The sequence below is a fragment of the Cellulosimicrobium sp. NPDC057862 genome (assembly GCF_042797035.1).
Classification (GTDB): Bacteria; Actinomycetota; Actinomycetes; order Actinomycetales; family Cellulomonadaceae; genus Cellulosimicrobium.
The window spans coordinates 162,824-187,558 of the sequence record NZ_JBHVMH010000008.1 but is presented as its reverse complement, the minus strand read 5'-3'; the positions used below and the strand labels follow the sequence as shown (position 1 = coordinate 187,558).

The following is a 24,735-nucleotide window of genomic DNA, read 5'->3' as shown; positions in this document are numbered from 1 at the left end:
ATCGCGAACGGCACGTTCAACATCCGCGCCAACGTCTGCGCCAGATACGTCTTACCCGTCCCCGTCGGACCGATCAGAAGAATGTTCGACTTCGCCAGCTCCACGTAGTCCGGGTCGTCGGTCGCAGGGGCGTCCCCCGCCTCCTCGGCGGCAGCGGCGGCGCGGACGCGCTTGTAGTGGTTGTGGACGGCGACCGCCAGAGCGCGCTTCGCGCCGTCCTGCCCGACGACGTAGCGGCTCAGGTGCGCGAAGATCTCGTGCGGCGTCGGGAGAGGGCCGTCACCCGTGACGACGTCCTGCGACGCGTTCTCCGCCTCGCGGTCCTCCTCGACCATCTCGAGGCACAGCGCCACGCACTCGTCGCAGATGAAGACGCCCGCGGGCCCGGCGATGAGTCTCTTCACCTGGCGCTGGGACTTGCCGCAGAACGAGCACGTGAGGGCGTCCGCCGCGCGCGGACCGCGCTGCCCGCGCGTGTCGTCGGTGCCGTCGGTGCGTGCCACCGGGTGCCTCCAGTCCAGTCGGTTGCGGCCGATCGTAGCCGCCGCCCACGACACGCCGGGCCGCTCTCCCGGGTCCGGGCGTGCCGGGTTCAGCCGCGCGGGGTGCCCGCGGACGGGCGAGGACCGTCCGCGGGCTCGGCCAGGAGCTGGAGCCGGCTGGCGGTGCGGAAGGCGTCGGGCCGGTCCGGCATCGTCGTGCGGAAGGCGTCGCGGGCGTGGTGCGACGTGACGACGAGCTCGACGTCGGCGTCCACGAGCACGTCCACGACCGCGATGAACCGCTGCTGCGCCTCGCGGTCCACGTCGGTGAGGAGCGGGACGTCGGCCACGACCCAGCGGCGGAAGCGCGCGGCCCAGTCGAGGTACTCGAGGGTCGACGTCGGGCGGCCCGCCAGGTCGTCGAACGTCACCCACAGCTCGGAGCCGCCGTCGCGGTCCTCGCCGTCGACCCGTGCGGCGGTCACCTCGAACGACCGCGTCCCGGTGCGGACGACCGCCCGGGAACCCCGGGCGGGGGCGACGAGCCCGCGGTCGGCGAGCTGCGCCGTCGTGCCGGGGCGCAGCCACGCGCCCGCGGCGAACCCTCCGCGCCCGCGACCCCCGAGCGTCCGGTAGTCGGTCGGCCCGGCGAGCTCGACCACGTCGAGGTGCGCCCGCAGGAGCGCGATCCCCGGCTCGGCGACGTGGTGCCACAGCGGGTTCGGCAGCAGCGTGCCCGGCTCGTCGTTCGACGTCGCGAGCACGACGACCCCCGACGCGAACGCGCGGCGCAGGAGCCGGGTGAGCAGGGTCGCGTCGCCGGTGTCGTGGAGGTGGAGCTCGTCGAGGGAGAGCAGCGTCGTCCCGCGCAGGAGGTCGTCGATCGCCGCGTCGACCGTCCCGGGGCGAGGCTCCAGCTCGTCCTCGGGGGCGGCGGGCGGTGCCGGGTCCGGTGCAGGCGGTGCCGTGCGGGTGCGCCACCCACGCGTCGGGCCACCCTGCCCGACGGCGGGGCGCGGCCCGGTGAGGGCGCTCACCCGTCGGGCGTGGATCGCGGCGTGCAGCTCGCGGAACAGGGCGTACACGTGCACCCGCCGGATCGACCCCTCGGGCAGCTCGCTCGCGAGCGCCGCGACGAACGCCCCCGCCAGCCACGACTTCCCCCGCCCCGCGGGACCCCACACGTACAGCCCGCGGACGGGCCGCCGTCGGGCGCCGGCGAGCTCGTCTCCGAGCCGCGCGAGCCGGTCGAGGAGCGCGGACTGGTCCGCGTCGAGCGCGAACCCCTCACGCGCGGCCGCCGCCTCGACCGCGCGTCGGACGCGGTCGAGGCGGCGGTTGGTCACCGGGTCAGCCTAGGCGCGGCGCCCGCGCAGGGTCTTGACCCAGACGTCGATGACGTCCCAGGCCGCGATGACGACGGTCGCCGCGATGATCCCGTTCGAGAGCCAGGTGAGCGAGTCGCCGCCCGTGACCTCGAGGAACGCCGGGTTCACGAGGCGGTCGGCGCTCGCGAGCCACACGACCACCCCGGCGAACAGGGCCCCGATGACCGTGTTGACGGCGGCGAGGCCGACGGTCCACCGGCCGCGCGCGTACACGAGGATCGTGAGGGCGATCTCGGCCGCGACGAGCGCGACGAGCACGCCGGTCCAGAGCGGCCACAGGTCGGGGTGCAGCACGGGGACCGCGGTGCCGTCGGGACCCCGGTACGTCGCGACGTTCTGGAGGAGCAGCACGGCGGCGACCAGCACGAGCAGGCCGACCGAGACGACCGTGTCGACGAGCGTGACCTCGCGGGGCGCGCGCTCGGTCGGCAGGCGGTCGACCGTCCAGGGACCGGTGAGCTCCTCCTGGCTCCGTGGGGCGCCGTAGCGCTCGAGGAGGACGAAGACGAGCGTCGTCCAGAACGCGATCTGGAGGGCGACGGAGGCGGTCGTCCAGATGCCGCTCCAGACGGCCGACCCGACGGCGCCGCCGTCGACGAGGTCCGTGGTGAGCACGATCACCCCGGGGATGAGGCTGACCCAGAGCAGCACCTTGAGGAGGCGCAGCCAGTCGAGGTAGAGCGTCGGGCCGATGAGGTAGAGCGGACGGCCCGCGAGGTCTGCCGCGAGGCGGTCGGGGTCGCCGAGGTCGTTGAGGACGTCGGTCTCGGCCCGCGCCGGGTCGGTGCCGGCCTCGACCTTGGCCTCGACGGCGTCGGCGACCGAGGCGCGGAGCTCCTGCTCGAGGTCGGCGTGCTGGTCGGCGGGGACGCGGCGCAGCGTGGCGGCGACGTAGCGGTCGGTGAGCGTCATGACGTGCCTTCCTGGGAGTCGATGGTCCGGAGGCTCCGCGCGATCGCGAGCCACTCGTCGAGCAGGTCGCGGGCGAAGCGCTCGCCCGCGGGGGAGGTCCGGTAGAACTTGCGCGGCCGCGCCTCGTCGGTGTTCCACTCGCTCACGAGCAGGCCCTGCTTCTCGAGCCGGCGCAGGAGCGGGTAGAGCGTGTTGGCGTCGACGGGGACGCCCGCCGCGGCGAGCGCCTCGAGGAGCCCGTAGCCGTAGCCGGGCGTGCGCAGCAGCAGGAGGCTCGCGACGACGACGGAGCCGCGGCGCACCTCCTGGCTGTGCCCGGCGAAGATCTCGGGATCTGTCATGTCTCACACCATAGTGTGTGTCACACAGTATGCGCAAGACACACATCATCGTGTCGACGCGAGAGCGCTAGACTGGAACGGTTCCAGAGAAGAGTGCGTACCTGCCGCGGGAGGCCGAGTGACCGACCTGATCGACACCACCGAGATGTACCTGAAGTCGATCTACGAGCTCCAGGAGGAGGGGATCCCTCCGCTGCGCGCGCGGATCGCCGAGCGCCTCGGGCACTCGGGGCCGACCGTCTCCCAGACCGTGGCGCGCATGGAGCGCGACGGCCTCGTCGTCGTCGGCGGGGACCGCCAGCTCGAGCTCACGCCGCTCGGGCAGCAGACGGCGGTGCGCGTCATGCGCAAGCACCGTCTGGCCGAGCGGCTGCTCACCGACGTCATCAAGCTCGACTGGGAGCAGGTGCACACCGAGGCCTGCCGCTGGGAGCACGTCATGAGCGACCTCGTCGAGCAGCGCCTGGTCGCGCTCCTCGACCACCCCGCGCACGACCCGTACGGCAACCCGATCCCGGGCCTGCGCGAGCTGGGCGAGGACCTGCCCGAGGTCGAGTACCTCGACGGCGTCGTCTCCCTCCCGGTGCACCTCGCCACGCGCGGCGCGACCGACGGGGACGAGGTCCGCGTCCTCCTCCAGCGCATCGCCGAGCCGGTCCAGGTCGACGTGGAGCTCCTCGCGCGCCTCGCGGAGGCGGGCGTCTTCCCGCGCCGGACCCTCGTCGTCGCGGTGAACGACGGCGTCGTCACCGTGTCGGGCGACGGCGCCGAGACCGTGCTCGACCTGCCCGACGACGTCGCGCGGCACCTCTTCGTGACCGCGGACTGAGGTTGGTGCGGCTCCGGCGAGCCGCCGAGAACGAGGTCGGTCCCGTCATCCGGTGGATGACGGGACCGACCTCGTCGTGGTGGGGGAGCAGGCTCGTGCTCGCCCCGGAGCGTCGTCCTGCGGGGCTCGTCAGGCGGGGACGATGAGCCCGGCGGTCTGGGTCTTGGCGCGCTGGAGGCGGGCCTCGGCGTCGGACCAGTTGACGAGGTTCCACCAGGCGGTGACGTAGTCGGCGCGCACGTTCTGGTAGTCGAGGTAGTAGGCGTGCTCCCAGACGTCGAGCAGGACGATCGGGGTCAGGCCGAGGGTGAGGTTGCCCTGCTGGTCGTAGAGCTGGACGGTGACGAGCTTGGAGCCGATGGAGTCCCAGGCGAGGATGGCCCAGCCGGAGCCCTGGACGCCGGCGGCGACGGCGGCGAACTGCTTCTTGAAGGCGTCGAACGAGCCGAAGTGCTCGTCGATCGCGGCGCCGATCTCGCCGGTGGGCTCGCCGCCGCCCTCGGGGGAGAGGTTGGTCCAGAAGGCGGAGTGGTTGACGTGGCCGCCGAGGTTGAACGCGAGGTTCTTCTCGTGCAGGTTGATCGCGGCGAAGTCGCCGGTCTCGCGGGCCTCGGCGAGCTTCTCCAGGGCGGTGTTCGCGCCGGTGACGTAGGCCTGGTGGTGCTTGGAGTGGTGCAGCTCCATGATCCGCCCGGAGATGTGCGGCTCGAGCGCACCGTAGTCGTAGGACAGCTCGGGGAGAGTGTAGACAGGCATGGTTCCTCAGGTTCCTTCCGTCGGTATGCAGCCACGCTAGGACCTCGACCACGGTTGAGGTCAAGGTGGGCGCACTGTGATCTTGCAGGTCGGACGGACCGTCCCGCTCGCCGAGCGGTCCGCCGCAGGCGGCGGGACGATGTCCCGATGGGGACCGTCACGGACTATCTGGCCGGCGTCGACGAGCCGGCCCGCGCGACGCTCGCGCGCGTCGTCGACGTCGCGCGCGACGTCGTGCCCGACGCCACGGAGGGCACGAGCTACGGCATGCCCGCGCTGCTCTACCGCGGCAAGGCGCTGCTCAGCGCCATGGCGTCGGCGAAGCACCTCGCGGTCTACCCGTTCAGCCCGGCCGCCGTGACCGCCGTCGAGGCGCGGCTCGACGGCTTCTCGCACGCCAAGGGGACCGTCCGGTTCTCGAGCGACCACCCACTGCCCGACGACGTCGTTCGCGACCTCGTCGCGGCCCGCGTCGCGGAGATCGACGCGCAGCTCGACCGCTGAGGACTCGCCCCGGACGCGGGCCGCCGGTCTGCCCCCGCCGCGCGGCCGGCCGCGAATCCCCTGGGCCGCGCGGGCGCCGTCGGGCACGATGGACGGATGCCCGACGACGCCCGCCCCGGCCTGCGCGTGACGACCACCCTGGTCGTCCCCGAGGCAGAGCTGTCGTGGCGGTTCTCGCGCTCGTCCGGGCCGGGCGGGCAGGGCGTCAACACGACGGACTCGCGCGTCGAGCTCTCGTGGGACGTCGCACGGTCGGCGGTGCTCACGGAGTCTCAGCGTGCGCGGGTGCTGGACCGGCTGGGCCGGCGGATCGTGGACGGCGTCGTCACGGTCGCGGCGTCCGAGCACCGGGAGCAGCGGCGCAACCGGGACGCCGCGCGGACCCGGCTCGCCGCCCTGCTGGCCGACGCCGTCGCCCCGCCGGGGCCGTCACGCCGCGCGACCCGGCCCACACGAGGGTCGGTCGAGCGCCGGATCGGCGCCAAGAAGCGGCGCACCGAGGTCAAGCGCCTGCGCCGCCCGCCGCAGGACTGAGCCGAGCACGAGGTCACCCGCCGTCGATCACGACCTGACGGACGGAAGGGGCCGCAGAACGACCCTCAGGTCGTGTTCGGCGGGGCCGGGTGGTTCAGAGGCGGCGTGCGAGGTGCGGGTAGTCCACGACGAGGCCGTCGGCGTCGACCGTGAGGTCCGCGGTGAAGTCGCGGGTCGCGCTCGTGTACGTGACGACGCCGTGCCCGGTCACGGCGTCGAGCGGCTCGCGCGCGGCGTAGACCTGGTCGCTGCGCAGGACCGCGAGGGACGGCAGGTCGACCCACGCCATGACCAGGCGCGTCTCCCCCGACGGCGGGCGGTCGTCGAGCAGGCCCAGCCGCAGGATCGGCATCGTGTTGGTGACCGGGCACAGCGCGACGTCGCAGTCCAGCGCGCCGTCGAGCGACGCCCGGTCGGCGATCCCCGGCGCGGCGAGGCCGGGCGGCGGCGTCCCCGACTCGCGCACGTCGGCGCGCCACGCGCCGTCGGGCGTCCGGACGAGGTCGAGGTGGCGCGACCACCCGAGCCCGCGCACCGAGACGTCGAGGTGCTCGGTCACCCAGCCGGGACCGGTGCGCAGCGCCCACGCGGTCGCGTACGACGTCGCGCGCGACGTGCCCAGCGCCGCCAGCCGGTCGTCGCGCACGGCGACGGTCGCGGCCTCCAGGCGGTCCGGGTCGTCGTCCCAGCCGGTCCACGCGACGTGCCTCGTCGATGCGGTCACGCGCGCCAGTCTGGGCCGAAAAGGCGGTGCCCGCGCGGCGGGGGCGTGGCAGGGTCGCGCCCATGACCTCTCGCATCTCCCACACCACGTTCGACGCGCGCGACTCCTACGCGCAGTCCGTCTTCTGGGCCCAGGTCCTCGGGTACACCGACGTGCCCGGCGACCCCAACCTCCCCGGCCACGAGGAGTGCATGATCATCCCGCCGGCCGACGCCGCGACGCCCGCCGAGAGCCGTGGCCACGTGCTGTTCGTCGAGGTGCCCGACGACAAGGAGCTGAAGAACCGCGTCCACCTCGACCTGCGGCCCACGGACCGCACGCGCGAGGAGGAGGTCGAGCGCGTGCTCGCGCTCGGGGCGACGCAGGTCGCGGACCGGCGCACCCCCGACGGTGGCGGCTGGGTCGTGCTCGCCGACCCGGAGGGCAACGAGTTCTGCATCCTGCGCAGCGACGCGGAGCTCGCGGCGGCGGCCGCGCGCTAGCGGTCCGTCATCCGGATCCAGCCGCGCTGTGCGGCCCGGGCGCCGGCCTCGAACCTGCTCGTCGCGCCGAGCCGCCCCATGAGCCCCGCGGCGTGACGCCGGACCGTCCTGGGTGAGACCCCGAGCCGCGCGGCGACGGCGGTGTCGGTCTTGCCCTCGGCGAGGAGCCGCAGCAGCGTGTCCTCGCTCGGGGCGAGCGCGTCGTCGGCTGCCCGCGCCCGGTCCCACTCGGACTCGGCGAGGGCCCGCAGCGCGAGGACGGCGTCCCGGTCGGTCACGGCGCGCGTGCGGTCCGGCCGGGCGACGAGGACGACGGTGTCGTCGAGGGCGACGAGCGACAGGGGCAGCGCCGGGGCCACGCGGTGCTCTACGGCGGAACCGGCGCCGGGCCCGTCGTCCGGGACGCCGGGGCCCGGGCGGTGGTCGGCGCCGGGTGGCGCAACGTCGGGCGAACCGTCGCCGGGGGTCTCGTCCTCGGGCGACACGTCCTCGGGCGACACGTCGTCGGTCGGCCCGACGCGGGGCGGCCCTGCCGGCTCGACCGTCACGACCCGCACGCGCGCCTCGCGGCGGGTCTGCTCGTGCACCCGCGCCCACAGGGGGTCCGGGTCGTGAGCGCTGCCGTCGTCGAGGACGAGGACGTCGCGCGCGCGGCGCAGCGCGACGGCCCTCGCGGAGCGCCTGGCGCCGAGGACCGGGTCCCGCTCCGACGACGTCACACGGTGGGACTCTAGCCGACCTCCCGCGGCGCGCAGAGGGCCGTCCCGGCGGTCGGACCCTTGTGACGAACGTGGAGGTCAGCGGGCATTTGTCCTCTTCCGGACACGTCGGATTTGTTTACACCACGGCTGTCCGCTGCCAGGCTTCCCCCGGACCGCCGGGTCGGGCTTCGTGCTGCCCGGCGTCCTCCGCGCCGGGACGGTCCCGGCGCCGGTGACGGAGGGGGCCACATGGGCGCGCAGCCCGACGACCTGACCCTCGTGGACCTCGTCCGCGAGCACGCACGCGAGCGGCCGGACCACGCGGCCGTCGTCGTCGTGCCGGAGGTGGGCGAGCGGCGCACGCTGACCTACGCCGAGCTCGACGCGCAGGCGGCGGCGCTCGCGGCCGACCTCGCCGCGCGGCACGAGCCGGGCGACCGGGCCCTGGTCCTCTACTCGGCGACCGCGTCGTTCGTCGTCGGGATCGTGGCCTGCTTCTACGCGGGCCTGATCCCCGTCCCGTCCCCCCTCCCGGGCGGGCAGGCGTACCAGCGCGAGCGCGTGCGCGGCATGCTCGTCGACTGCGACGCCGCCGTCGTGCTCGTCGACCCGACGGCCGCGACCGAGACGACGGAGTGGGCCGAGCCGCTGCGGCGCGCCGACGGCGGACCCGTCGTCGTGACCGTGGTCGACGGAGCGACGGACGGCCCGGCCCGGCGCGGCCGCCCGGGCCCGCAGGACGTCGCGTTCCTCCAGTACACCTCCGGGTCCACGAGCAGCCCCAAGGGCGTCGTCGTCACGCACGCGAACGTCCTGCACCATCACGACGCGTTCTCGACGACCCTCGGCCTCGTCCCGGAGGACGTCTTCTGCAGCTGGCTGCCGGGGTACCACGACTTCGGCCTCGTCGGGATGCTGCTCGTGCCGCTGGGCCTCGGCGCGACGGCCGTCATCGTCCCCTCCACGGCGTTCCTCAAGCGCCCCGTCCGCTGGCTCTCCGCGATCACGGAGACCGGGGCGACCGTCACGGCGTCGCCGAACTTCGGCTACGACCAGTGCGCGCGTCGTGTGCGCGACGACCAGCTCGCCGAGCTCGACCTCTCCCGCCTGCGCTGGGCGCTCGGCGGGGCCGAGCCGGTGGACCCCGCCGTCCTGGACGCCTTCACGCGCCGGTTCGAGCCGGTCGGCTTCCGCGGGTCGGCGCACGGGCCCGGGTACGGCCTCGCGGAGGCGACGCTCACGGCGACGTACCCGGACCGCCGGCTCCCGCTCGTCATCACCGCGGACGAGGCGGCGCTCGCCGACGGCCGCCTGGTCGTGCTCGAGGAGGCGTCGTTCCTGTCCGCCCTCCCGGACGCCGCGGCGCAGGGCCGGGGCAGCGTCCCGGGCGCGCGGCTCGTGTGCTGCGGCCCGCCGAGCGGGGTGGAGCTGCGCCTCGTCGACGACCAGGGCGCCGAGGTGCCCGACGGCACGGTCGGGGAGGTCTGGCTGCGCGGCGGCACCGTCGCGGCCGGGTACTGGGGCGACGCGGCAGCGGGCGCGACGGCCGAGACGTTCGGCGCCGTCGCCGCCGACGGGACGGGCCCGTGGCTCCGCACCGGGGACCTGGGGGCGCTGCACGGCGGCCAGCTCGTCGTCACGGGCCGCATCAAGGAGCTCCTCATCGTCGCCGGGCGCAACCTGTACCCCTACGACCTCGAGCGCGAGCTGCGCCGTCTGCACCCCGGGGCCGAGGGTCGTCCGGGCGCGGTGTTCGAGGCGGAGGGCCTGCCGGGCACGCTGTGCGCGGTCCAGGAGTTCCGACCCACGCCGGGCGCGCGGCTCGACGGCGCGAGCGCCGAGGACGAGCTGGACGCGGTGGTACGGCAGATGGCCTCCCACCTGGCCTCCGTGTCGGGCGCCGCGGTGCACGACGTCGTCCTCGTGCGCCCCGGCCAGGTGCCGCGGACCACGAGCGGCAAGATCCAGCGCGGTCGGGCGCGCGACCTGCACGGCCGGGGCGACCTCGCCGAGCTCCACTCCCTGCGCGCGTCCCGAGACCGCGCGCGCACCGAGCTCGCAGGGACCCGATCATGACCGCACCGCTGCCTGGAACGCTCGACGACCTCGTGCTCCGCCACGTCGCCGCCGCCCTGGGGGTCGCCCCGGCCGACGTCGACCCGGCGGGCGACCTCGCCGGTCTGGGCCTCGGCTCGGTCCAGGTGCTGGCCCTGCTGGGCGACCTGGAGGACGCGCTCGGCGTCGACCTGGACCCCGAGGCCGTCGTCGACAACCCGACGCCCCGCGCGCTCGCAGAGCACCTGCGCAGCGTCGTGGACGTCCCCGGGACCGCGGCATGACGACCCTCGTCGACGTCGGCGCGCACGTCCCCGCGACGCGCGTGCCCATCCGCGACCTGGCGGACGAGCTGGGTCTCGACCACCTCGAGCTGGGCGTGTTCGAGCGCTTCTTCGGGCTGCGCGAGGTGTGCACGGCGCCGGACGAGAGCCTCACGGACCTGCTCGTCGCCGCGGCGCGCGCCGTGCCCGGCCTCGCGGGGAACGAGGACCGCGTCCGGTACGTGCTGGGCGCGCGCACCATCGCGACCGTCGCCCCGGTCGGGGTCAACCCCCTGCACGACGCCGCGGACCGCCTCGGGCTCGACCACGCGGTCGTGTGGACCCTCACCCAGCACGCGTGCGCGTCCGCGCTGCTCGCCGTCGACGTCGCGGGGCGCCTGCTCGCGGCCGACGGCGACCCCGACGCGCTCGCGCTCGTCCTCACCGGCGAGAAGGCGTTCAGCCCGGGCTCCCGCCTCATCGAGGGCACGACGATCATGGGCGAGGGCACGGCGGCGGTCCTCGTGGCCGCGTCGGGACCGACCGGTGCGGCCGACGGGCACGCGCGCGCGGCCGGCAGCCCCGTGCTCTCCTACGCGACCCGCACCCTGGGCGAGTACCACCAGGTCCCGCTCCCGGAGGACCTCGCCGGGCCGTTCGGCGTCGCGTACACCGAGGTGCTCGCGGAGGTCGTGCTCGAGGCGGTCGAGCGGGCGGGCCTGACGCTCGACGACCTCGCGCTCGTCCTGCCGCACAACGTGAACCGCGTGTCGTGGCGGCGCCTGTGCTCGCGCCTCGGGCTGCCGATCGCGCGCGTCCGGCTCGACGACGTGCCGGTGACCGGGCACTGCTTCGGGGCCGACTCGTTCATCGGCTACGCCGCCGCGCGCGCCGAGGGCCGGCTGCAGCCCGGCGACCCGTTCCTCATGGTGGCGGTCGGGCTGGGTGCCACGTTCTCCGCCATGGTCCTGCGCTACGCGCCCCACGAGACGGAGGAGCCCGCATGACGGTCGAGCAGGTGGCGGAGGTCGCCACCCCGGACGCTGCTCCGGATGTCCTGACGGGAGCCGCTCACGAGCCGTTCCTCGCGCGGACCAAGCGCGCGCTCGCGGGCGCGCCCGACGCGCCGCTCGTGCTGCTCGGGAACTTCGAGGTCGAGGACGCGTGGGCGGTCGGGGAGGTCGGCCTGCCGTCGGTCGGGGGCGCGTCGGCCACGGCCGCGCTCGTCAACCGCATGGACGAGCTCGCGCTGCTCCTCGCCGGCCCGGACGACCACGTCGTGCTCAAGGCCGAGCCCGACCCGGACCACCTCGCCCACCTGGACGCGCTCGGCGTCGGGCTCCCCACCGTGCACGTCGCCGAGTCGAGCGACCCGCTGCGCACCGTCACCCGCGACGCGCTCGACTCGCCCGCGCTGCTCGCGCGCCTGCGGGACCTCGCGGCGGACGGCGTGCGCCTCCTCGCGCACGGGACGTCGGCGGCGGAGGAGGACCTCGCGGCGGCGACCGGGCTGCGCTCGGTGCTCACCGACGCCGCGACGACCAAGGCCGTCAACAGCAAGGTCTACAGCCGCGGGCTGTGCGACGAGCTCGGGATCGAGCAGGCCCGTGGCTGGGCGTGCCGGACCGTCGAGGACTTCGAGCGCGCGTGCGTCGAGGCGGCGCGGCTCGTCGCGGACGGCGCGACCGTGGGCGTCAAGGACGCGTACGGCGTCTCCGGCAAGGGGATCCTCGTCGTCGACGACCCGCGCCGCCTCGACCAGCTCGTGCGCATGGTCACGCGCCGGGCCGCGCGCTCGGGCGACGACCGCCTCGCCGTGGTCGTGGAGGTCTGGGCCGACAAGGCGACCGACCTCAACTACCACTTCACGGTCGCGCAGGACGGCTCGGTCGCGTTCGACTTCGTCAAGGAGGCGATCACCGAGGGCGGGGTCCACAAGGGCCACCGCATCCCGTCGCGCCTGCCCGCGGTGCAGGTCGACACCCTGGCCGAGCTGTCGGGTCGCCTCGGCGCACGGCTCGCCGCCGACGGCTTCCACGGCCTCGTCGGGGTCGACGCGCTCGTGCGGACGGACGGCTCGCTGCTGCCGGTGCTGGAGATCAACGCGCGCAGCAACATGTCCACGTACACCGTCCCCCTCCAGGAGCGGTTCCAGCCGGACGGGTGGGTCGCGCTCGCGCGGCAGTACCCCCTCGTGCTCGACGCCCCGCTGTCGTTCGCTGCGCTGCACGACGTCCTCGGCGACCTGCTCCCCGGCGCGGCCGGGCAGGCGGGTCTCGTCGTCCAGGGGACGGGCACCGTCAACGCCGGCGCGTCGTCGCCGACCCCGGGCGGCACGTTCGCCGGCCGGCTCCACGGCCTCCTCGTCGCGCCCGACGAGGAGGCGCTGACCCGCCTCGACCGCGCCGTGGCGGAGCGGCTGGCCGCGCGCACCACCGCAGGCCCGACCGGGCGCACGACTGCGGACCCGACCGGGCGCACGACCGCGGACCCGACCGAAGGAGACCCCCGATGACCGTGACGCCGAGCCGGCCGACGCCTGGGAGCGCGGACCTCACCGCGGTCGCGGAGGAGTTCGGCACGCCCGTGTACGTGTACGACGGCGACGTGCTCGCCGCGAACTACCGCGCGCTGCGCGAGCGGCTGCACCCCGCGCTGGGGATCTTCTACTCGCTCAAGGCGAACCCGAACGTCAGCATCTGCGGGCTGCTGCACTCGCTCGGTGCCAACGCGGAGGTGTCGTCGCTCACCGAGCTGCGGACGGCGCTCGCGGCGGGCGTCGCGCCGCAGGACATCCTGTTCCTCGGGCCGGGCAAGAGCCGGGACGAGCTCGTCGCGTGCCTCAACTCGGGCGTGCGCGCGATCATCGTCGAGTCGCTGCCGGAGCTGGCGCTCGTGGACGAGCTCGCGCGCGCGACCGGGCGTCCTGCGCGCGTCGTGCTGCGCGTCAACCCGTCGTTCTCCGTCAAGGGCTCCGGGCTCACGATGGGCGGCAAGCCGCGCCAGTTCGGCATCGACGAGCAGCAGCTGCTCGACGCGCCGGACCTGTGCGCCGGGCTCACGACCGCCCGCGTCGTCGGGGTCCAGGTGTACATGGGCACGCGCATCCTCGACGAAGGCACGATCGTCGAGAACACGACGCGGATCTTCGAGCTCGCCGAGCGCCTCGCGGACCGCCTCCGCTTCCCGCTCGAGCTCGTCGACGTGGGTGGCGGGCTCGGCGTCGCGTACTTCGAGCGCGAGCGCGACCTCGACGTCGACGTCCTCACCACGGCGCTCAACCCGGTGATCGAGGCGTTCGTCGAGCGGCACCCCGCGACCGACCTCGTCATGGAGCTCGGGCGCTACCTCGTGGCGCTGTGCGGCACGTACGTCGCGCGCGTGCGCTACGTCAAGGAGTCGATGGGCGAGCGGTTCGCCGTCGCCGACGGCGGTACCAACCACCACATGGCGGCGGTCGGGATCGGCTCGTTCGTCAAGCGCAACTTCCCGATGCGCAAGGTGGGCCCGGCGACCGGAGCCGAGGACGTGCCGTGGAACGTCACCGGCCCGCTGTGCACGCCCAACGACACGATCGGCAAGGCCGTCCCGCTCCCGGCGGACCTCGCGGCCGGCGACCTCGTCGCCGTCGACCGGTCCGGCGCGTACGGCGCGACGGCGTCGCCCGTGCACTTCCTCAGCCACGGCTACCCCGCGGAGGTGCTGACGCTGGGCGACGAGTCGTTCCTCGTGCGGCACGCGGACACGCCCGACGACCTCCTGTCCCGCCAGGTCTTCCACGACCTCGGCGCGCGCGTCGCCTCGGCAGAGGCCGTCGCCGCCCCCTGACCCGCCGGCCGGCCCGGCCGGCACCCAGCCGCCGCCCGCACCGCGGGCGCCCGACCCACCCGGAGGAACCATCGTGAGCATCGGTACCGGCACGAACACGGAGTCCCAGGAGGCCCTCGGCCGCGAGCGCGTCGTCGGCGCCGTCGTCGAGGCGCTGTCGAGCGTCCTCGGGCGCCCGCTGCCCGACGTCACCGAGGCGACCCGCCTGTTCGACGACCTCGACCTCGACTCCACGAGCGTCCTCGGCCTGCTCATGGCCCTCGAGGACTCGCTCGACATGGAGGTCGACCCGGAGTCGCTCGAGCAGCACCACCTCGAGAGCGTGGGCTCGCTGACGGACTTCGTCGTCGAGCACTCGACCCGGAACTGACGTGACGCTCGGGGGCGGGAGCAGGGCAGGGTCCTGGGCGACGCCCGGCGGCGCCGTCCTGCGGGTGCGGGGCGTCGTGGACGTCCCGGTCGACGACCTCGTCCCCGTCGGGGACGGCACGCGCCGGTCGGTCGCCGAGGACCTGCGGTACGTGTACGGGGAGGACCAGCCGACCGACTGGCTTGAGAGCGGCCCGGGCCGGGACTACCCGACGATGATCCGCGCGGCGCGCTCCGCGCTCGCGGAGCGGGGTCTGCTCGACGACGTGCGCCTCGTCGTCCTCGTCGTCACGACCCCCGACCTCCAGCACGAGCGCCTGCTCGGCGGGTTCGTCGCCGACCTGTTCGACGACCGGCCGTACACCTTCTGCGTGACCGAGCAGGGGCTGGCCGGACCGTTCACCGCGCTCCGGCTCGCGCACGAGGAGCTCGCGCACGGCGGCCCGCAGGGTGTCGGGCTCGGGGGCGACGCCCTCGTCCTCGTCCTGGAGCAGTGCACGCTGCCCCCGACGTCGACACGGGTCCCCGCGCGCGACCGCGTCGTCGCGCTCGTCGTCGGGCACGACGGCGCGGGACGGCCGGTCGAGTCGCTGTCGGTCGCGCGCGCGCCCCGTGGCCCCCGGTCGGACGGGGTGCACGCGAGCGGAGCCGTGGCCTGGTGGGGGCCTGTCCCGGACGACGCCCGCCGGATCGTCCTCGGTGTCGACGTCGACCCGGGCGAGGTTGCCGACGTCGACGGCGACGTCGTCCTGCACGCCGACCCGGGCGCGGCGGCGACGGGCGTCTGGGAGGTCCTGGCCGCGTGCGACGACGTCCCGGACGCGCCGGTCGTCCTGCACGAGCGGTGCCTCGAGCTGGGCTACCGCTGCTCGCTCGTCCTCGGCCCACGCGCTGTCGCGGCGACCTCCCCGGACGCCGACGACCTGTCCCGAGAGGCGGTGCTCGCATGAGCACGGACGTCGTCGCCCCCGCGCCCGTCGTGGCCGTCCGGGTGCTGCCCGAGGAGAACGGCGCGGAGGTCCGCGTGGACGGCCCCGCCGACCTCCGCGCCGTCGCGCGCGAGCTCGGCGCGGTCGCGGCGCTCGCCGCGCTCGGGGGCCTGCTGCCCGTCGCGGCGCTGCCGGGCGAGTGCGTCCTGCTGCCCGATGACGTCCCGCCGCCGGACGGGTGGGCGCGGGTCGGCGAGGTGGCGTCGGACGTCGGCACGCTGCTCGTGTGGCGGGCACCCCGCGCCGCCGTGGCCCCCGGGTCGTCCGCGCCCGACGCGGAGGCGGCCGGACCTGCCGCACCTGCCGCCGACGAGGGCGACGCGGCCCGCGCGGCCGACGCCGCCTGGCGCGTCGGGGTCGCGTGGGTGCGCACCGGGCTGTGCGAGCGCCTGACCGACCGGGCCGTGGAGCGGCTGCGCGGCCGGACGGTCGGCGGCACGGCGACGGTGAACCTGCCGCCCGTCCGCCTCGTCCTCGCCGACGCGGCGCTGGCCCACCTCGAGGCGCAGGCGCTCCTGGGCGGGGCCGCCTCGCGCGACGAGGCGCCGGCTGCCGGGTCGCTGGATCGACGCTCCGTGGTCTCCGGGTCGTCGCTCGTGCGCGTCACCGCGGTCCTCGAGCGCTCGTCGCGCGCCGTCCACAACCTGTTCGGCGCGTCGGGGTACGTCGACGGCGACGCCGCGCGGCTCGCGCGCACGATCGACCTGCTCGGCCACGCGAGCGGGACGCTGCCGGGCCGCGCCTCCGAGACACCCCACGGCCGAGAGGGGCAGGACGCGTGACCACCGTCGACCTCGTCGCGCTGCGCGACCACCTGCGGCCCGTCGGCGCGGCGCTCCGCGAGCACGCCCTCGCGATCGACGCCGACCCCGCCGCGCTCCAGGTGCTCCTGGACTCCGGCGTCCTCCCGTACCGGCAGCTCGGCGGGTTCCCGCCGGGGTACCTCGACGACCCGCTGCGCGTGCGGGGCGTGCCGGTGCACGTGCGCACGTGCGTGGAGCGCGTCGTCGTCGCCGAGGCGCTCGCGTGGGGCGACGCGTCCGTCGTCGTCGGGGCGCCCGGGCCGTCCATGTCCGGGGTCGTCGTGGACGACCTCGCGGACGAGGAGCAGCGCGACCGCTTCTACCGTCGCGTGGCGCAGCCGGGCACGTGGACGTTCTTCGGCCTCACCGAGCCCGACCGCGGCTCGGACGCCGCGGCGCTGGAGACGGCGGTCGTCGAGGCCGACGGCGCCCCCGTGCTGCGGGGGCACAAGAAGTACGTGGGCAACGTCGCGCGCGCGAGCCTCGGCGTCGTGTTCGCGCGGCACCGGCCAGGCCCGCTGGGCGTCGGGGTCTACCTCGTCGACACCGACCGGCCGGGGTTCGACGCCGCGCCGCTCGTGACGACCGGGATGCGCGCGGTGCAGCTCGGCGAGGTGCGGCTGCACGACGTGCCCCTGCTGGCGCAGGACACGCTCGGCCGGCACCTGTCGCCGTCGCGCCGGGGCCTCCTCGGGGCCGTGCGCACCTTCAACCGGCTGCGACCCGTCGTCGCGTCGCTCGGGGTGGGCGTCACGCAGGCGGCGCTCGACTACGTGCGTGCCGAGCGGTCGTCGTTCACCGCCGACGAGCGGTGGCGCCTGGAGACGTTCGACGACCGGCTCCACGCCGCACGCGCGCTCGTGCTCCAGGCTGCGCGCGCCGCCGATGCGGACCCGGCGGACGGGACGCTGCCCGCGGCGGCCAAGGCCACCGCGCTCGACCTCGCGGAGGAGGTCACGCACGCGGTCCCGCCGCTGCTCGGCCCCGGCGCTCGGTGGGAGCACCCGTACCTCGACAAGCTGGTCCGCGACGTGCCCGGCCTGGAGATGATGGAGGGTACGCGGACCGTCCAACGGCTCACCCTCGCGCAAGGCTGGTTGCAGGGCAGGGCACGGCATGCCGAGCTCGTCTAGGGAGGCGGCCGCGACCCCGGTCGCGACCGCCTCGCCGCGACCGGAGGCGCCGCCGCCCGTGCCGCCCCCACCGGCCGCGGGGCCGACGGTCGGGGCCCTGCGCCGCCACGTCGTACGCCTCGCCGCCCCGATCTGCGCGGCGCTCGTCGTGGGGGCGCTCGCGCAGCTCGTCATCGCGGCGCTGCTGGGGCACATGGGCGACGACGCGCTCTACGTCCGGTCGCTCTTCATCCCCGTGACGTTCCTCGTGCTCGCGGTCCAGGAGGGCCTCGACGTCTCGACGCAGGTCGGCTTCGCGCGCCTGCACGGGTCCCGGGCCCGGGCCACGGCGGACGGCGCAGCGGATGACGACGGCGCGACCGCTGTGCCGACGTCGGCCACCAGCGCGCTGCTCGGGCGGTTCGTGGGCTGGGGCGCGGCGGTCCTCGGCGGGGTCGCGCTGCTCGTGGTCCTCGCCGCCCCGGCGCTCGCCGACGTGCTGTCCGTGCCCGGGCCGCTCGTCGCGGAGTTCGTCGCGTTCGCGCGCTGGACCGTGGTCGCGAGCGTGCTGTCGGTCCCGACGGCGGTCGCGGCCGCCGCGCTGCGCGGATGGGCACGCACGGGCGCGTCCGCGACGGTGGCCCTGCTCGTGGCGGGGCTCCAGGTGCTCGTCGTGTGGCTCGTCGGGCTCGTGGCCGGGTTCGGCGCGCTCGCGGTCCCGGTCGCGATCACGGGCTCCACGCTCGTCGGCGCGGCCGTCGCGTGGGCGCTCCTCGTGCGGGCCCGGCTCCTCCCGCGGCCGGGCCACGTCCCCGGGCTGCGACGCCTGCTCGCGCTGCGTCACCACCCCGCGCCGCAGCGGCTCGCCGCGGCGTGGCGACGGGTCCTCCGCGCGCTGCCCGCCGGGTCGTGGACGACGCCGACCCCGCCACCGCCGCCCCCGCCTCCGTCCTCCCCGCCCCCGGCCCTGGTCGCGGCGCCGCCCGCCCCGGCGGGTGCTGCGCCCTCCGATCCGCACTCCGTCCCGCCGGACGGCGAGCCGACCACGTCGGACGTGTCGTCCGAGGGCGCGGGGGTCGAGCGGGTCGACGTGCGCGGGCTGCTCCTCGGCGTCGGCCTGCCGGTCGGTCTGTCCTACCTCCTGCTCACCGTGACGAACCTCGTCATGGTGTGGGTCCTCGGGCCGTCGGGCACGGACGTCGTCGCCGGGTTCGGCGGTGCCGCGACGGTCCAGACGCTCGTGATCGTGCCGGCCATCGGGCTCGCCGCGGCGGTGAGCATCGTCATGAACCAGCAGTGGGGCGCGGGCGAGCTCGGCCTGCTGCCTCGCACGCTGCGCGCCGGCACGGTCGTCGTCGCGGGCGTGTACGTGGTGGTGGGGGCGCTCGTCCTCCTGACCGCGCCGCTCGTCGCGGGCCAGCTCTCCGCGGACCCGGACGTCGCCGCGCAGGCGGCTCTCTACCTGCGCGTTGTCGGGCCGTCGTACGCGGGCGTCGGGCTCGTGCTCTTCCTCCTGACCCTGCTCGAGCAGCTCGGGTACGGGCGCGTCGCCGTGACGCTCAACGTGCTCTACCACGCCGTCTCGCTCGGCGTCGGCGGGATCCTCGCCCGCGCGGGCGGGGGGCCCACCGCGCTGTACACGACGATCGCCGTGACGAACGTCGTCGGGCTCGTCGTCATGCTCCCCGTCGCGGTGCGGCTCGTCCGGCGGCGGGCCACGGAAGCGACGGCCGAGACGGCCGAGGCGACCGAGGCGACCGAGTCGGCCGTGGAGGTCGTGCCGTGACCGCGCGGGGGACGACGCCGTCGGTCCAGGTCGTGCCGGTCCGCACCGCCCGGGTCCGCGACGTGCCGGGAACGGGCGCGGTCCCGCGGACGGCGGCCGGTCCGGGCTCGGACTCCCCCGAGCCGGTGCTCAGCGTCGTCGTCATGCACCACCCGGCTCGGGGCGACGTCTCGGACCTGGTCGCGGCGTGCGCGCCGCTCGACGTGCGGGTCGTCGAGGACCCCGAGCCCGACGGCCCGCCCAGCCCGCTGCGCACCGCGAAGCGCGCGTGGGCCGCCGTCGCGCCGGGCGCGACGCACCACCTCGTGCTGCAGGACGACGTGACCCCGGTCCCGGGGTTCGCTGAGCTCGTCCTGCGCGCCGTGCGTGCCCGGGACCGGCACGCCGTCGCGCTCTACTCGAACTGGAACAGCCCGCGCAACGCCTACCTCGTGCGCGCCGCGGCCGCCGCCGGGCAGGCGTGGGCGCCGCTCGGGCACGACGAGTGGGTGCCCACGCTCGGCCTCGTCCTCCCCGCGGACGGCGCGCTGCGCCTCGCCGCCCACCTCGCGGCCTTGCCCGACGACGAGAGGGACGACGACGAGGCCGTCGTGACGTTCTGCGCGCGCGAGGGCTACCCCGTCGTCGCGACGCTGCCGCACCTCCTGGAGCACGGCGACGGCCCGAGCCTCGCGGGCAACGACGCGCACGGGGCCCGGCACGCGACGGTCCCGGCGGGCGACGCCGTCGACCCGGACGCGTGGGACCGCCCGGGCCTCGACCGCGAGCCGTCGCGCTCACCGTCGACCCTCCGCCCGGTCGCGGTCACGCTCGAACGGTCGCGCTGCACGCTGCGCGTGCTCCGTCCGGGCGTCGGCGAACCGCTCGAGCACCCCTTCGGCTGGGGCTGGGACGCGTGGTCGTGGTGGCTCGGCGTCGACCCGGCGACCGTCGCGCGCGACGTGTCGGTGCTCGTCGCGGGCGCGTCCCCGGAGCTCGGCCGCGTCTCGCGCGACGCGCTCGGCGAGCTCGGCGCGGCGTGCTGGCTGCTGGGCCACGACGTCGCCCGCACGGCCTGGCCGCCGCCCGCCGGCCCCGACGCCCCGGCGCACCGGGCCGCTGCCGTCCGGACGTGGGTGCTCTCCGGCCTCCTCCCCGCCGACCGCCCGGAAGACCTGGTCGACGAGCTCGTAGCGTTCGGCCTCGACGCCCTGACCGCGGGCGAGACGTCGACCGGCACCGCGCCGAACCCGGGGTTACGGGCGGGTTCGACGCCGGGGTTGCCCACAACCCCGGGTTCGGCACCCGTCGTCGGGGCCGGGGGAGGCGACGGTGCGGCGGACGGCGGCCTCGAACGGGCCGCGCTCGCCGCCGCGCGGCTCCTCGGGGAGCGCGACGCCGAGGTCGTGTGCCGGGCGGCGGGACCCGCGGTGCCGGTGCGCGTCGTCGTGCACGACTGCCCGGCCTGCGGCGCGCGCGCCGAGGACGCGGTACTCCGTCTCACCGCGCAGGTCGACCTCGACGGCGTCGCCGAGCACCGGGCCGCTGGGCCCGACGACGTCGTGGGCGCTGGCGGGGCGCCCTCCGGTCGGTCCGACGGTCCCGAGACAGTCGAGACGCCTGCGGCTCTCGCGGCATCTGACGCGCCTGACGTACCCGCGGCACCCGACGGGCCTGGCGGCCGGACCGTCGTCGAGGTCCTCGCGTGCGAGCACGTCGAGACACGCGGCCTCCTCGGCGTCGATCCCGGCGGCCGCTACGTCTCGCGTGGGCTGTGGGCGTCGCGGAGGACGGCGGCCGCACCGCTGCGCGCGACGACGGGCGAGCCGCACCGGGCGCCGACGGACCCCGTCGATGCGCGGGACCTCACCGCGGGGGACCTCCTGGTCGCGCTCGCGGACACCGACACCGCGCACGTGCTCCCGGTCGTGACGCGCGCGGACGGCGACGCGCCGGGTGGGCCGAGCCCGGCAGTGCTGGGCCTGCAGCACACTGCGGGACCCGTGCAGCGGTACGCGGACCTCTACGCGCAGTCCCGGCTCGCGCACGCGGAGGCGCTCCTGTGACCGCGACCCCCACCGGCCCGTCGGCGCACGCGACGACAGGCCCGTCGGCGCATGCGGCGACCGGCGTGTGGGCGTGGCGCGGCGCCGCGCTGCTGCTCGACCTCGACGGGACGCTCGTCGACTCGTCCGCCGCGATCGAGCGGCACACGCTCGCGTGGGCGGCCCGGCTCGGGCTCGACGGCGACGCGGTGGTCACGGCGTCGCACGGCCGTCGCGACGTCGAGGTGGTCCGCCTCGTCGCGCCGGACGCCGACGTCGCGCGCGAGGTCGAGTGGCTGCACCGCATCTCGTGCGACGACACCGAGGGCGTCGTGGCCGTGCCGGGCGCGGCGGACCTCCTGGACGGACTGGACCCGAGGACGTGGACGGTGGTGACCTCGGCGGCGCGCGAGGTCGCGCTCGCGCGACTGACGGCCGCCGGCCTGCCCGTGCCGGCGCGGTTCGTGTGCGCGGAGGACGTGGCGCGCGGCAAGCCCGACCCGGAGGGGTTCCTCGCGGGGGCGCGGCTGCTCGGCGTCGACCCGCGGCGGTGCCTCGTCCTGGAGGACTCCGCCGCGGGGGTCGCTGCGGGCCGGGGCGCGACGGCGACCGTGCTCGCCGTCGGCCCGGACGACGTCCTCGGAGCGCACCACGGCGTCGCGGACCTGCGCCCTGTCGTCGCCCGCGCGGTCGACGGCCAGGTGGAGGTCGTGGTGACGGCGCGGGACGCTGGTGCTGTCGAGGTCCCGGTCGAGACCCTGTCCGCAGGGCAGCTCGACGGGCTCGACGATGGTCTGCCGGAGTTCGTCGCGTGAGCGCGGTCGATCCGGAGCCCGACGTCGAGCTGTGGTTCGTCGACACGACCCCGACCCCCACCGAGCACGACGCGAGGATCGCCGTGGGCGCCCTGCCGACCGCCGGGTCGTCGAGGACGGAGACCGGTGTCGCGCTCGGCGCGGACGAGCCCGGGGCCGACGTGCTGGACGCGGCGGAGCGGGAGCGCGCCCGCTGCTTCGCCTCGCCGGCGGACGCCGCGCGGTACGTGCGCGCCCACGTCGCCGCCCGCGAGCTCCTCGCCGCGCGCACGGGTCTGTCGCCCACGGACGTGCGCTGGGAGGTGGCGACGCACGGGAAGCCGGGTCCCGTCGTCGGGCAGCGGTGGAACCTCAGCCGCAGCGGCGACCACGCGCTCGTCGCGCTCGCCGAGACGGACGTGGGCGTCGACGTGCAGGTGCGCGACCCGCGCGTGGACGTCCACCGCCTCGCCGCGCGGTTCCTCGCCCCGCGGGACGCGCGGTCAGACGCGGACGGGGACCTGTGGCGGCGGTTCTCGCGGCTGGAGGCGTGCGCCAAGGCGGTCGGGGGGCGGCTGCTCGACGTGCTCGGGCTCGACGTCCGGGCGCCCGGGATCGTGCGGGCCGACGACGGCCCGTGGCGCGGGCAGGAGTGGTGGGTGAGCGACGTGGCGGCACCGGCCGGCGCCGTCGCGGCCTGCGCGACGCCGGGGCCCCGGCGGCACGCGCTCCGCACCCGGGTCTGGGACGCGGACCGTCCGTCGCGCACGGATCGGGTGGGCGGGGGAGGTACGCGGTGAGGGTCGTGCACCACCTCGAGGTCGGCGGGCGCGCGGGCGACGGGCCCGCGACGTGGGGCCAGACGGCGATCCGGCGCGCGCTCGCCGCGCTGGAGCCGCTGGACCAACAGTTCAACCTCGTGTGGGGCGGCCCGCTCGACGCGCCGGTCCCGACCGAGGCCGCGACCGCCGTCGTGCGCGCGCTCGTCGAGCGGCACGACTCGCTGCGGACGCGGATCCACCCGCGCGGCGGCGGGTTCGTCCAGGAGCTGTGCGGGGCGGGGGAGGTCGAGGTCGTCGAGGAGCGGGTCGCCGACGTCGACGAGGTCGCCGCGTGCGGCGCACGGCTGCGCGACGAGCTCTGGGGCCGCGCGTTCGACTACCCGACCGAGCTGCCCGTGCGGGCGGGTCTCGTGACGGTGGACGGCGCGGTGCACCACACGACGCTCGTCGTCGCGCACACCGCGCTCGACGGCTGGGGGCTGCCCGTCCTCGACGCCGACCTCACGGCTCTCGCCGCGGGCGGCGCGCTGGCGGACCCCGGGGCGTGGACGCCGCTCGACGAGGCGGCCTGGCAGACGTCGGACGAGGGACGACGGCACGACGCCGCCGCGCGCGCCCGCACCCTGCGCACCATGCGCGCCGCCCCGGCGCAGGTCTTCGCGCCGCGCCCCGCCGAGGCGCCCGACGGCGGCCCGAGGTACCGGCAGACGGTCCTGCGTTCGCGACGCCTGGGGCCGGCGGCCGAGCGCGTGGCCGCGCGCTGGCGCACGAGCACGTCCGGCGTCCTGCTCGCGGCGTCGTGCCGGGCGCTCGCCCTCGCCGCGGGCCGGGACGACCTCGCGCTCCAGGTCATGGTGAGCAACCGCTTCCGCCGGGAGCTCGCCGAGGCGGTCGTGACGACGGCCATGGAGGGTCTGGTGCACGTGGACGGCCTCGACGCGCCGTTCGACGAGGTGGGCGCGCGGGTCTGGCGCGCGGCGATGACGGCGTACCGGTCGGCGTACTACGACAAGGACCGGCTCCAGGCGGAGGCCGCGGCCGACCCGTCGACCGCCCACGACGGCACGTGCTGGTACAACGACCGCCGCGGCACCGGACCCGACCGGACGCTGCGCGCCCGCCCCACGCGGTCGCGCCGGCTCGCGCGCGCCGACGCGTCCGACGAGCAGGGCGGCGTCACCCTCACGCTGCACCTCGTGGACGCCCCGGGCGGGGGCATCGACGTCGTCCTCACCGCCGACACGACGCGCCTGGACGACGCGACGGCCGAGCAGGTCGTCCGCGACCTCGAGCGCTGCGTGCTCGACGCGGCACGCGCGGGGGGCTCCGGCGGGGCGGTCACGCGCCGATAGGTGCCGCGCCTTCCGTCGGGACCAGCGAGCGGACGACGAGCGACTGGGCGAGCGTCCCGAACGGCCCGTCCTCGTCGTGCAGCGCCGCGTGCGTGACGCCTGTGCCAGACGCCCCGAACACGACGGTGGTGTCGAGGCCCACCCAGCCACCGAGCGGCGCCCGGAAGAGGTGGGCGGTGAGGTCGACGTTGGGGAACGCGACCTTCCGCGGGTCCGCGCGCACGGCCATGCCGTTGGCGGCGTCGAGCAGACCGGCGGTGCGGGCGAGCGGACCCACCTCCTCGTCGGCGACGAGCGGGACGTCGGTGCGCACCCAGACCGTCGCGCGCCCGGGCTCGACCGCGGTGCGGCGGACCTCGATGGAGTCGATGAAGCCGCCGGGCCAGACGGTCGCCGGGTCCCAGGGCGGCGTCTGGTCCGGTCCCGGCACGGGTGCCGGCGCACCGCCGGCGAGGTCGGCGGTGTCACCCGTCCGCGCGAGCCACGCCCGGAGCGAGACGGCGCAGCGGCCCGCGCACCAGAGCGTCGCCTCGACGAGCTCCACGCCCCGCCCGGGGCGGAGCACCTGGACCCGCGTCTCCACGTCACCGATCGGGAAGACGCCCCAGATGTCGTAGGAGAGGCGCGACACCGCGAGGTCGTCGCGCCCACGGGCGACGCGGTCGGTCTCGACGACGTGCGCGAGCAGACCGAGCGCGGGCGCGACGTGCTGCTCGTCGGTGCGCCACGCCCCGCCGACGTGCGTGGTCGCGCGGAACGTGGCCGCGCCGGTACGGACGAAGTACGCCATCGTGCCCCTCGGGTGGTGGGTGGTCGCCCGTCCGGGGGACGAGCGGGACGAGCGGGACGAGCACGAGTGTGCCCGATCCCCGGGGTCGTGGTCGTCGCTGCGCCCGTCCGTGCCCTGTGGCCTCCTGTGGTCCGT

At 76.2% G+C, this 24,735-nt stretch carries 26 protein-coding genes; 18 read left to right on the top strand and 8 right to left on the bottom strand.

The window, feature by feature from the left end; all coding sequences use genetic code 11:
* From ACFVN3_RS12460 to ACFVN3_RS12445, 4 genes are all read right to left on the bottom strand, one after another.
* Nucleotides 1-503: ClpX C4-type zinc finger protein (locus tag ACFVN3_RS12460; RefSeq protein WP_378233155.1), on the bottom strand; the 503-nt coding region annotated here is incomplete at its 3' end.
* An 89-nt stretch (nucleotides 504-592) separates the two neighbouring features.
* On the bottom strand, nucleotides 593-1,828 hold the full coding sequence (gene zapE / locus ACFVN3_RS12455) for a cell division protein ZapE (protein ID WP_378233154.1): 1,236 nt from the start codon (nucleotides 1,826-1,828) through the stop codon (nucleotides 593-595).
* A 9-nt stretch (nucleotides 1,829-1,837) separates the two neighbouring features.
* Nucleotides 1,838-2,782: a permease prefix domain 1-containing protein gene (locus tag ACFVN3_RS12450; protein WP_378233153.1), complete on the bottom strand. Its 945-nt coding sequence runs from the start codon at nucleotides 2,780-2,782 to the stop codon at nucleotides 1,838-1,840.
* Entirely contained in the window at nucleotides 2,779-3,123 is a 345-nt protein-coding gene (locus ACFVN3_RS12445; RefSeq protein WP_053369071.1) for a PadR family transcriptional regulator, read from the bottom strand. The genes ACFVN3_RS12450 and ACFVN3_RS12445 overlap by 4 nt, the downstream gene beginning before the upstream one ends.
* A gap of 118 nt (nucleotides 3,124-3,241) precedes the next feature.
* Between ACFVN3_RS12445 and ACFVN3_RS12440 the strand changes: the two genes are divergently transcribed.
* A complete protein-coding gene (locus tag ACFVN3_RS12440) occupies nucleotides 3,242-3,952 on the top strand; it encodes an iron dependent repressor, metal binding and dimerization domain protein (protein WP_378233152.1) in 711 nt (236 codons plus the stop codon).
* 129 nt (nucleotides 3,953-4,081) lie between these two features.
* Here ACFVN3_RS12440 and ACFVN3_RS12435 read toward each other — a convergent pair whose 3' ends face one another.
* Complete coding sequence (locus ACFVN3_RS12435) at nucleotides 4,082-4,708, bottom strand: superoxide dismutase (RefSeq protein WP_053369073.1); 627 nt, start codon at nucleotides 4,706-4,708, stop codon at nucleotides 4,082-4,084.
* Between the two features lie 147 nt (nucleotides 4,709-4,855).
* Between ACFVN3_RS12435 and ACFVN3_RS12430 the strand changes: the two genes are divergently transcribed.
* Entirely contained in the window at nucleotides 4,856-5,212 is a 357-nt protein-coding gene (locus ACFVN3_RS12430; protein WP_378233151.1) for an iron chaperone, read from the top strand.
* 96 nt (nucleotides 5,213-5,308) lie between these two features.
* Nucleotides 5,309-5,746 carry an alternative ribosome rescue aminoacyl-tRNA hydrolase ArfB gene (gene arfB, locus ACFVN3_RS12425; protein ID WP_378233150.1) on the top strand — a complete coding sequence of 146 codons (438 nt, stop codon included), beginning with the start codon at nucleotides 5,309-5,311 and terminating at the stop codon, nucleotides 5,744-5,746.
* A gap of 94 nt (nucleotides 5,747-5,840) precedes the next feature.
* Here arfB and ACFVN3_RS12420 read toward each other — a convergent pair whose 3' ends face one another.
* On the bottom strand, nucleotides 5,841-6,470 hold the full coding sequence (locus tag ACFVN3_RS12420; protein WP_378233149.1) for a putative glycolipid-binding domain-containing protein: 630 nt from the start codon (nucleotides 6,468-6,470) through the stop codon (nucleotides 5,841-5,843).
* A gap of 62 nt (nucleotides 6,471-6,532) precedes the next feature.
* On the opposite strand from ACFVN3_RS12420, the gene ACFVN3_RS12415 reads away from it, so the two are divergent.
* On the top strand, nucleotides 6,533-6,952 hold the full coding sequence (locus tag ACFVN3_RS12415) for a VOC family protein (protein ID WP_378233148.1): 420 nt from the start codon (nucleotides 6,533-6,535) through the stop codon (nucleotides 6,950-6,952).
* Here the strand turns inward: ACFVN3_RS12415 and ACFVN3_RS12410 are convergent.
* The gene (locus ACFVN3_RS12410; RefSeq protein WP_378233147.1) at nucleotides 6,949-7,671 is read right to left on the bottom strand and encodes a LuxR C-terminal-related transcriptional regulator; all 723 of its coding nucleotides are present in this window, start codon (nucleotides 7,669-7,671) and stop codon (nucleotides 6,949-6,951) included. The two genes, ACFVN3_RS12415 and ACFVN3_RS12410, sit on opposite strands and share 4 nt — an antisense overlap.
* Before the next feature lie 231 nt (nucleotides 7,672-7,902).
* Here ACFVN3_RS12410 and ACFVN3_RS12405 point away from each other — a divergent pair, with 231 nt between their 5' ends.
* The 14 genes from ACFVN3_RS12405 (at nucleotide 7,903) to ACFVN3_RS12340 (ending at nucleotide 23,810) form a co-directional block, all read left to right on the top strand.
* Nucleotides 7,903-9,729: a fatty acyl-AMP ligase gene (locus ACFVN3_RS12405; protein WP_378233146.1), complete on the top strand. Its 1,827-nt coding sequence runs from the start codon at nucleotides 7,903-7,905 to the stop codon at nucleotides 9,727-9,729.
* Complete coding sequence (locus ACFVN3_RS12400) at nucleotides 9,726-9,992, top strand: acyl carrier protein (protein ID WP_378233145.1); 267 nt, start codon at nucleotides 9,726-9,728, stop codon at nucleotides 9,990-9,992. The genes ACFVN3_RS12405 and ACFVN3_RS12400 overlap by 4 nt, the downstream gene beginning before the upstream one ends.
* The gene (locus ACFVN3_RS12395) at nucleotides 9,989-10,978 is read left to right on the top strand and encodes a 3-oxoacyl-[acyl-carrier-protein] synthase III C-terminal domain-containing protein (protein WP_378233144.1); all 990 of its coding nucleotides are present in this window, start codon (nucleotides 9,989-9,991) and stop codon (nucleotides 10,976-10,978) included. The genes ACFVN3_RS12400 and ACFVN3_RS12395 overlap by 4 nt, the downstream gene beginning before the upstream one ends.
* Nucleotides 10,975-12,486, top strand: a complete 1,512-nt coding sequence (locus tag ACFVN3_RS12390; RefSeq protein ID WP_378233143.1) for a hypothetical protein — start codon at nucleotides 10,975-10,977, stop codon at nucleotides 12,484-12,486. The genes ACFVN3_RS12395 and ACFVN3_RS12390 overlap by 4 nt, the downstream gene beginning before the upstream one ends.
* Nucleotides 12,483-13,799: a type III PLP-dependent enzyme gene (locus tag ACFVN3_RS12385; protein ID WP_378233141.1), complete on the top strand. Its 1,317-nt coding sequence runs from the start codon at nucleotides 12,483-12,485 to the stop codon at nucleotides 13,797-13,799. The genes ACFVN3_RS12390 and ACFVN3_RS12385 overlap by 4 nt, the downstream gene beginning before the upstream one ends.
* Before the next feature lie 73 nt (nucleotides 13,800-13,872).
* Nucleotides 13,873-14,169: an acyl carrier protein gene (locus ACFVN3_RS12380; RefSeq protein ID WP_378233138.1), complete on the top strand. Its 297-nt coding sequence runs from the start codon at nucleotides 13,873-13,875 to the stop codon at nucleotides 14,167-14,169.
* A 1-nt stretch (nucleotide 14,170) separates the two neighbouring features.
* A complete protein-coding gene (locus ACFVN3_RS12375; RefSeq protein WP_378233137.1) occupies nucleotides 14,171-15,118 on the top strand; it encodes a hypothetical protein in 948 nt (315 codons plus the stop codon).
* A complete protein-coding gene (locus ACFVN3_RS12370) occupies nucleotides 15,115-15,939 on the top strand; it encodes an acyl-CoA dehydrogenase family protein (protein WP_378233136.1) in 825 nt (274 codons plus the stop codon). The genes ACFVN3_RS12375 and ACFVN3_RS12370 overlap by 4 nt, the downstream gene beginning before the upstream one ends.
* On the top strand, nucleotides 15,936-17,093 hold the full coding sequence (locus tag ACFVN3_RS12365; protein ID WP_378233135.1) for an acyl-CoA dehydrogenase family protein: 1,158 nt from the start codon (nucleotides 15,936-15,938) through the stop codon (nucleotides 17,091-17,093). Before ACFVN3_RS12370 ends, ACFVN3_RS12365 begins: the two co-directional genes overlap by 4 nt.
* Before the next feature lie 58 nt (nucleotides 17,094-17,151).
* A complete protein-coding gene (locus ACFVN3_RS12360; RefSeq protein WP_378233133.1) occupies nucleotides 17,152-18,858 on the top strand; it encodes an MATE family efflux transporter in 1,707 nt (568 codons plus the stop codon).
* Complete coding sequence (locus tag ACFVN3_RS12355; protein WP_378233132.1) at nucleotides 18,855-20,903, top strand: hypothetical protein; 2,049 nt, start codon at nucleotides 18,855-18,857, stop codon at nucleotides 20,901-20,903. The genes ACFVN3_RS12360 and ACFVN3_RS12355 overlap by 4 nt, the downstream gene beginning before the upstream one ends.
* A complete protein-coding gene (locus ACFVN3_RS12350) occupies nucleotides 20,900-21,697 on the top strand; it encodes an HAD-IA family hydrolase (protein ID WP_378233131.1) in 798 nt (265 codons plus the stop codon). Before ACFVN3_RS12355 ends, ACFVN3_RS12350 begins: the two co-directional genes overlap by 4 nt.
* Nucleotides 21,694-22,476 carry a 4'-phosphopantetheinyl transferase family protein gene (locus tag ACFVN3_RS12345; protein WP_378233130.1) on the top strand — a complete coding sequence of 261 codons (783 nt, stop codon included), beginning with the start codon at nucleotides 21,694-21,696 and terminating at the stop codon, nucleotides 22,474-22,476. Before ACFVN3_RS12350 ends, ACFVN3_RS12345 begins: the two co-directional genes overlap by 4 nt.
* Entirely contained in the window at nucleotides 22,473-23,810 is a 1,338-nt protein-coding gene (locus ACFVN3_RS12340) for a condensation domain-containing protein (protein WP_378233129.1), read from the top strand. The genes ACFVN3_RS12345 and ACFVN3_RS12340 overlap by 4 nt, the downstream gene beginning before the upstream one ends.
* Here ACFVN3_RS12340 and ACFVN3_RS12335 read toward each other — a convergent pair.
* Nucleotides 23,797-24,600 carry a thioesterase family protein gene (locus tag ACFVN3_RS12335; protein ID WP_378233127.1) on the bottom strand — a complete coding sequence of 268 codons (804 nt, stop codon included), beginning with the start codon at nucleotides 24,598-24,600 and terminating at the stop codon, nucleotides 23,797-23,799. The genes ACFVN3_RS12340 and ACFVN3_RS12335 overlap by 14 nt on opposite strands.
* Nucleotides 24,601-24,735 lie beyond the last annotated feature (135 nt).

Excerpts from the sequence above, each read along its gene's own strand:
- ACFVN3_RS12385 (WP_378233141.1), top strand. The coding sequence starts at position 12,483 with ATGACCGTGACGCCGAGCCGGCCGACGCCTGGGAGCGCGGACCTCACC.
- ACFVN3_RS12450 (WP_378233153.1), bottom strand. The coding sequence starts at position 2,782 with ATGACGCTCACCGACCGCTACGTCGCCGCCACGCTGCGCCGCGTCCCC.
- ACFVN3_RS12445 (WP_053369071.1), bottom strand. The coding sequence starts at position 3,123 with ATGACAGATCCCGAGATCTTCGCCGGGCACAGCCAGGAGGTGCGCCGC.
- ACFVN3_RS12370 (WP_378233136.1), top strand. The coding sequence starts at position 15,115 with ATGAGCACGGACGTCGTCGCCCCCGCGCCCGTCGTGGCCGTCCGGGTG.
- ACFVN3_RS12405 (WP_378233146.1), top strand. The coding sequence starts at position 7,903 with ATGGGCGCGCAGCCCGACGACCTGACCCTCGTGGACCTCGTCCGCGAG.
- ACFVN3_RS12415 (WP_378233148.1), top strand. The coding sequence starts at position 6,533 with ATGACCTCTCGCATCTCCCACACCACGTTCGACGCGCGCGACTCCTAC.
- ACFVN3_RS12400 (WP_378233145.1), top strand. The coding sequence starts at position 9,726 with ATGACCGCACCGCTGCCTGGAACGCTCGACGACCTCGTGCTCCGCCAC.
- ACFVN3_RS12335 (WP_378233127.1), bottom strand. The coding sequence starts at position 24,600 with ATGGCGTACTTCGTCCGTACCGGCGCGGCCACGTTCCGCGCGACCACG.
- arfB (WP_378233150.1), top strand. The coding sequence starts at position 5,309 with ATGCCCGACGACGCCCGCCCCGGCCTGCGCGTGACGACCACCCTGGTC.
- ACFVN3_RS12435 (WP_053369073.1), bottom strand. The coding sequence starts at position 4,708 with ATGCCTGTCTACACTCTCCCCGAGCTGTCCTACGACTACGGTGCGCTC.
- ACFVN3_RS12390 (WP_378233143.1), top strand. The coding sequence starts at position 10,975 with ATGACGGTCGAGCAGGTGGCGGAGGTCGCCACCCCGGACGCTGCTCCG.
- ACFVN3_RS12395 (WP_378233144.1), top strand. The coding sequence starts at position 9,989 with ATGACGACCCTCGTCGACGTCGGCGCGCACGTCCCCGCGACGCGCGTG.
- ACFVN3_RS12430 (WP_378233151.1), top strand. The coding sequence starts at position 4,856 with ATGGGGACCGTCACGGACTATCTGGCCGGCGTCGACGAGCCGGCCCGC.